General features: G+C 65.0%; 4 protein-coding genes. 3 read left to right on the forward strand and 1 reads right to left on the reverse strand.

The features are described 5' to 3' along the window. Positions 1 to 86: 86 nt before the first annotated feature. Positions 87 to 2,720: a replicative DNA helicase gene (dnaB, locus tag ABZ195_RS17265; RefSeq protein ID WP_355219823.1), complete on the forward strand. Its 2,634-nt coding sequence runs from the start codon at positions 87 to 89 to the stop codon at positions 2,718 to 2,720. A gap of 449 nt (positions 2,721 to 3,169) precedes the next feature. After that, positions 3,170 to 3,646 (forward strand): hypothetical protein, encoded by a 477-nt coding sequence (locus ABZ195_RS17270; RefSeq protein ID WP_355219762.1) that lies wholly within the window; start codon positions 3,170 to 3,172, stop codon positions 3,644 to 3,646. Between the two features lie 56 nt (positions 3,647 to 3,702). Here ABZ195_RS17270 and ABZ195_RS17275 read toward each other — a convergent pair whose 3' ends face one another. Further along, the gene (locus ABZ195_RS17275) at positions 3,703 to 4,503 is read right to left on the reverse strand and encodes a hypothetical protein (protein WP_355219764.1); all 801 of its coding nucleotides are present in this window, start codon (positions 4,501 to 4,503) and stop codon (positions 3,703 to 3,705) included. Positions 4,504 to 4,687: 184 nt separating this feature from the next. On the opposite strand from ABZ195_RS17275, the gene ABZ195_RS17280 reads away from it, so the two are divergent. Further along, positions 4,688 to 6,070, forward strand: a complete 1,383-nt coding sequence (locus ABZ195_RS17280; RefSeq protein ID WP_355219766.1) for an ATP-binding protein — start codon at positions 4,688 to 4,690, stop codon at positions 6,068 to 6,070. The last annotated feature ends 767 nt before the right edge of the window (positions 6,071 to 6,837 follow it).

Here is a 6,837-nt window from a genome sequence, read left to right on the forward strand (position 1 = left end):
CCTCGCGGGGCCAAGGTTCGAATCTGTGTTCGACATCGACGTGACGTGAAGGGGGAGGTGGACGCTTCGTGGCTGTCGTCGACGATCTGGGCCGGCCGGGCGGTCATTCCGGAGGGCGCCCAGAGCAGGACGGACCTCCAGCCGAGGAGTACGGCCGCCAGCCCCCGCAGGACATGGCGGCCGAGCAGTCGGTGCTTGGCGGCATGCTCTTGTCGAAGGACGCCATCGCCGACGTGCTGGAGCGGTTGCGTCCCGGTGACTTCTACCGCCCCGCCCACCAGAGCGTGTACGACGCCATCCTCGACCTCTACGGGCGCGGTGAACCGGCCGACGCCATCACCGTCTCGGCCGAGCTGGATCGCCGCGGCCTGCTCAAGCGCATCGGTGGAGCCCCGTACCTGCACACCTTGATCTCCACCGTGCCGACGGCGGCCAACGCCGGGTACTACGCGGGCATCGTGGCGGAGAAGTCGCTCCTGAGGCGCCTCGTGGAGGCCGGTACGCGGGTCGTGCAGTACGGCTATGCCGGTGCCGACGGTGCGGACGTCGCCGACGTGGTCGACCGCGCCCAAGCCGAGATCTACGAGGTCACCGAACGGCGCACCACCGAGGACTTCGTCGTCCTCGAGCACCTGCTGCAGCCGACGATGGACGAGATCGACGCGATCGCATCGCAGGGCGGCGTGGCCCGCGGTGTGCCGACCGGGTTCACCGAACTCGACGAGGTGACCAACGGTCTGCACGCCGGCCAGATGATCGTGGTGGCGGCAAGGCCCGGTGTAGGCAAGGCACTGGCGTTGGACACGCCGCTGCCCACGCCCAGCGGGTGGACCACGATGGGTGACGTCGCGGTCGGCGACGATTTGATCGGACCCGACGGGGAGCCGACGCGTGTCGTGGCGGCCACCGAGGTGATGGTCGGACGCCCCTGCTACGAAGTCGAGTTCTCCGACGGCACGGTCATCGTGGCGGACGAGGAACATCAGTGGTTGACCGACACTCGCGCGTCCCGCAAGTCGGCCCAGGCCGCTGCGGTCGGCTACAACCGATACAAGAACCAACGCACGTTTGCCGCCGTGCGAACCACCCGCGAGATCGCGGATACGCTGCGCTGCCCGACGGTCGACCAGCGCGTGAACCACTCAGTCACGAATACGTCGCCGATTAGAGGCGAGGAGCGCGAATTACTCGTTCCGCCATATACGTTGGGCGCGTGGCTAGGTGATGGCACCACGGCTGCGTCCCGGATCACGTGCGCTGATCCCGAGATCGTGATGCGCATCGAATCGGAGGGGCTGGTAGCGCGTAAGTCTCCGTCCGCCATCTTTCGATCCCAACTACTCCTCCCGGAACCACCGGCCATCGCCATCCGCAGATGTGTGGTGTGCGGCAACGAGTTTCTGCCGCAGACCAGTCAGGTCAGGACGTGCGGACGCAGTTGTGGCGGACGCGCACGGTTCACGTCGGATGCCGTCCCCGCGCCGCGTTGTGCACGCTGTGGCAGTTCGTCGAGCGGTATGCGACTGTGCCAGTCATGCCGCAACGCGGTGGGCACGCTGCAGGCCAGGTTGCGAACGCTGGGTGTGCTGGGCAACAAGCACATTCCCGTCGAGTATCTCCGCGCCAGCGAGGCGCAACGGCGTGCTCTCTTGGCCGGCTTACTCGACACCGACGGGACGGTCACGGGCGGTGGGTCCGTCCAGTTCTCGGTGACCGACCCACGACTCGTGGCTGATGCCGCCGAGCTCGTCGTCAGCTTGGGCTATCGCTGCCAAATGTCGACCAAGCGGGTCAAGGGGCGCAGCGAAGCGTCGTCGATGGCGTACACGCTTACCTTCGCCACCGAGGACGACGTCTTCGGGTTGCACCGAAAGTCATTGCTGCACAAGGAACGACGTGCTGCGGTCAACCTGGCGCACAGCGGCTCTAGATTCATCGTCGGAGCTCGTCGTGTGGAGAGCGTTCCCGTGCGTTGCGTGGAGGTCGACAACTCGTCCCATATGTACCTGGCCAGCCGGTCGATGGTTCCCACGCACAACTCGACGCTGGGACTCGATTTTCTGCGGTCGTGCTCCATCAAGAACCGGCATTCGAGCGTCATCTTCTCCCTGGAGATGAGCAAGTCCGAGATCGTCATGCGCCTGCTGTCGGCCGAGGCGAAGATCAAGCTCGCCGACATGCGGTCCGGGCGGATGAGCGACGACGACTGGACGCGGCTGGCCCGGCGGATGAGCGAGATCAGCGAGGCGCCGCTCTACATCGACGACTCGCCGAACCTCACGATGATGGAGATTCGCGCGAAGGCCCGCCGGCTGCATCAGAAGGCCGACCTTCGCCTGATCGTCGTCGACTACCTGCAGTTGATGACCTCGGGCAAGAAGGTCGAGTCCCGCCAGCAGGAAGTCTCCGAATTCTCCAGGCAGATCAAGCTTCTCGCGAAGGAGCTCGAAGTCCCGGTGGTGGCGATGAGCCAGCTGAACCGTGGTCCGGAACAGCGGACCGACAAGAAGCCGATGCTGTCGGACCTTCGCGAGTCGGGATCGATCGAGCAGGACGCGGACATGGTCATCCTGCTGCACCGACCGGATGCGTTCGAGCGCGACGATCCGCGCGGCGGTGAGGCGGACCTGATCATCGCGAAACACCGTGCGGGACCGACGAAGACGATCACCGTGGCGCATCAGCTGCACCTGTCGCGGTTCGTGGACATGGCGCGCTAGAGACGGCGGTTGTAGGTTCTCAGCCCGCGTGTCATATTCTCAGCGGAGTTGTCATGCGGTTGTCATGTGTCTCACGAAGTTGTCATGGCGAGCGCCGATTAAAAAAAGACGATTCACCGGTATTGGTTCTATCTATTGCAGTGCTACGTCTCCACCGTCATCCCACTTGGGCCCGGCCTCCCCGCAGCCGGCAACCGCACCTGCGAACGCAGAACCCGCCGCCGTCCACGACGCCCTACCTGTCGCACCGCAGGCACGCGTTTCCTGCACTGCAACAGTGCGCCAGGTATGCTCGACCCCGGTAGCAGCGCCTGCCTGATCCACGTGCTCGTCGCCCACGTCGACGCACGAAATGGACAAGGTTTCCCAAAAATCGCGCACGTTCGATCAACCCGTCGTCATGGAGCATGCCCGCGGGTGGACGTGGGACGCCGCGGTAGGAGCATCCGATGACCACAAACCGATCCCAGAAGCAGTTGATCCGCAGCATCGCCGACGAAACCGGCCGGTCCTACGTCGAAATCTCTCGTCTTGCAAGCACATTCGACAAGATCCTCGACGAATACCCCCGACCCACCAGCTTCGGGATGGTCACTTACCGGCGTCCCGACGACACCGCCGAACAACGAGCTGAAGAGTTCGACAAGGAACGCACGCACCTCCGCAGCTCGTTGCCCATCGTGATTACCGTGGCCCTCTGGCTCACCGCTAACATCGGGATGATAAGGACACCCACCCGCGGCAGTTACGGACTCAAACACCTCGCCGAACGCTCCATCGGCCACTATGTCACCAACGGCCAGCTCATCGCCGCCGCCCTCATCGCCGGCTACCCCATGCGCGAAGCCGGCGGCCCGAACCCGCTCTTCGGCATGCGAAAACGCGACCTCGACCGGGCAGAATCCGCCGTCAAGGCCAAGCTCTGATCCCTGACGGCGCCCCCATCCCGGCGACCGGACACCAGACCGCCCAGTCACCGCGGTCACAGCTGCGCAGACGCACCTCCCTCCTCGACATGCGGCCTCGGCAGATCGAGGAGGCGGACGTTCGCGTCACTGAGCCCCGCCGGCTCGACTACCCATTCGTGCTCGTCGTGGCCTTCCTCAATGAAGGCAAGCAGATGCTCGGGGTGCACGTGCGCCACGTAGACGACGCCGGGTGGACGGCTCGACATGCCCTCGGTTGCGAAGCGTCGTGCAACAGCCACCTCGGTGCTCCACGACATCCCGAACCGGTGCTCGGGGGAGCAGCCACGGTAGACACTGACCGGCTCAGTCGGTCTCGGTGACGGCACTCCGAGATAGGTGAATCCGTTGAGGCGGAACAACTTCTGCCATTCGCGGTAACCGATGCACGACGCGGAGCCGGGTTCTCCTGATGCCCAGGCCGCAGCGACGGTGCCGTTCATCGATGGGTCCGCAAGATCGAGCTGCCCGGAGTCGTTGAGATCACGCAACAGCTTGGAGCAGTGGACGATGCCGACATCGCTAGCCAGACTGTCGTAGCACTCCCGGCCGACCGTGCCGTTAATGAAGACGAAGGTTGTCACCTCGGGATCGCTGAAGAGCCCGTCGGTCCAGCCCGGTAAACGGGCCAGCAGGCCGTGCCCGGGCACCTCGGTCGCGTGTCCGTAGACCTTGAGTCGTGCGCGCAGAACACCGCGGTTCAGTTCGTCCTCCGAGATCTCACCGGAGGCGATGAGGGCGTCAACTTTCGCCCGGATCTCGGCGTCGTGCGCCCTCTGGGCCGGTGTGCGGAGGCTGGCCCGGCGAAGGTCGGCCATCAGATCCTCGGTGCGATCATCCACGCTGCATTTCGTACCAGAAGCGCGGCCCAGGTGGTCGTGTCGATGGCGCCGAGCGCGGCGCCGACACCCACCGGTGCTCACCCCCGGGAGCCGACCACATGCGGCCAGGATCTGTCGCGGTCCCCCCGTACGCTCGTCACCAACGGACGAGAGGGGCACGATGATCGTTCCCGATGGGCGCACCAATCTGGAGAAGCTCAAGGAACTGCTGGGCAACCCTGAGCAGACCCATCTTGACCTGAAGGCGTCGGTGGACCTGACCAACGCCGCCGACAAGCTCAAGTTCGTCAAGGACGCCGTGACCATGGCCAGCCGTCCCGAGGGCGGCTACATCCTGATAGGCGTCGACGACGCCGGCGCTCCGTGCCTGCCCGTGGGCACGCTCGCCGATCGGGCGCGCTTCGACGGCTCACGCGTAGGGGCTCTGATCCGCAGCTACGTCGAAGCCGCGGTACACGTCGTCGTCAAAATCCACGAACTGGCCAACCACGAGATCGTGGTCATCTACGTCCGCAACCCCGACGGGCTGCCAGTCCCGTTCAACAGGGACGGACAACACCCGGGCCGCTCGGCCGGCGACAAGGACGTGACCGTGTTCCGCAAGGGGGAGATCTTCGTCCGCGAAGGCGCGGAGAACGTCCCCATCCGTTACGCCCACTGGGCCGACCTGTTGGCCACCTACACCCGCGGGATCCGTGACCAGTCCACCGAAGCCGCGCTCTCGATGCTGCGTGAGGTCCTCACCGGTCGCGACGGCGCCGCCGGCGACGCAGGTGTTCCGCTGCTCGCGGACATGGACGAAACCACCTTTGCCGCCACCGCAGCTCGACTACTCGAAACCGGCAACGACGTCCGACCACGGCAGTACCTGCGGACCGTATCGCGGTCCACCGGAGCCTCAGTCGACCTCGCCGCATACGCCGACGCCCTCAACAGGTGGGCGATCTTCTGCGCCCAGACACTGCACTTCGAACGCCCCGACCTCACCGACGAGGCGATCGGCAAGCTGGTGGAGTCCTACCAAGGGCTAGGCATCAGCACCGACGACAACCAGCGGCGGCTGATGATCGTCGAACGCATCTACGTCCTGGGCAGCTTGGCGGTACGACTCGGCGAGTGGGAGACCGTACGCTCCCTGGCGCTGCGCCCCGTGCCGGGCAACTCCTCCGAAACCGACTACATCTACTCGTCGTGGATCCGCGCCGCACAGGTCTACGCCTCACGGGCCGGTCTGACCGAAGACCCCCGCGGCGATTACCTACTGTCGGCCGCACGAGAGCTGATGGTCGAGCACCCCCGCAATGCGCCCCGACCTCACCGACACCGCGGTCCCTCCAGAGGAGGCAACGCCATCCGACCCAGCCCTGAACTCGTTGTGCGAGTTCGACTTGGCCTACTGCATCGTCGTGGCAGCCCTGGGCACCGACCGCGGCGCCGGATACCCATCATCGGCAGCATTCGACGAGGACCGCGCCAAACCCGTCGCCCAAAAGATCGTGAAGGACCCCGAAATACGGCATCGCCTGCTGCCCGACGTCGATGACCCCGCGGTCGCCGATGCACTCTTCCGCACCTACGAACTAGCCATCCGCCAGTCCGCTACGTCGGGCTACGGGACTCGCTGGTGGGCCATGCCCCCCAGCGTGGACGCGTTCGTCGGCCGCCATCGTCGGCCGGCGGTCTAATCACCAAAGACCATGGCCGGAAGCATCCGTCGATGGAATGGTACGCACACCACCATGCGGAACTGGGTCTGACTCGAGCCATCGCAGACCGAGTTCGTCGGCGGTGCAGCGGCGCGTGCCGACGATTGCGGCGGCTCCGTCGGAGATCGGCGAGGCCGCTGCGCGGTGATGGTGCTGTCGAGCTCATAGGCGTGGGTGTTCACGGAAGGCGGTCCGGTGCACAGAACTCAACGTGCTGCAGGGCCTGGCGGGTGACCCCCATGCATGTGACACAGATCACGGCGCTTGAATTAGGCTGTCTTGGAACGACCTTCGCATGCCACGATGCTCCGCATGGGTGTGCAGGTGACCTGCGCTTTCATTCAAAACAGACACAGACCGTGGCGGCGTGCAGGAATTGATCACATCGAACTGTATTGCTGCGACGCGTAATTCGAATCGGCGGTAACTGCAGCAATTCTTCCGTCACGGGGTGTTCGATGCCGTTAGGTGATCGGCATTTCAACGGCATGATGCCGGTGCCGAAAGTGGGTCAAGTCCATGGACGTGGTGTACGACGTCGTCGTGTGATTCTTCGAGTTGATCGTTCAGGCGGGCAGTGCCGCGGGGGTTTCCTCCTGTTCTG

It is taken from the genome of Mycobacterium sp. NPDC006124, assembly GCF_040614235.1.
Classification (GTDB): Bacteria; Actinomycetota; Actinomycetes; order Mycobacteriales; family Mycobacteriaceae; genus Mycobacterium.

Excerpts from the sequence above, each read along its gene's own strand:
- ABZ195_RS17270 (WP_355219762.1), top strand. The coding sequence starts at position 3,170 with ATGACCACAAACCGATCCCAGAAGCAGTTGATCCGCAGCATCGCCGAC.
- ABZ195_RS17275 (WP_355219764.1), bottom strand. The coding sequence starts at position 4,503 with ATGGCCGACCTTCGCCGGGCCAGCCTCCGCACACCGGCCCAGAGGGCG.
- ABZ195_RS17280 (WP_355219766.1), top strand. The coding sequence starts at position 4,688 with ATGATCGTTCCCGATGGGCGCACCAATCTGGAGAAGCTCAAGGAACTG.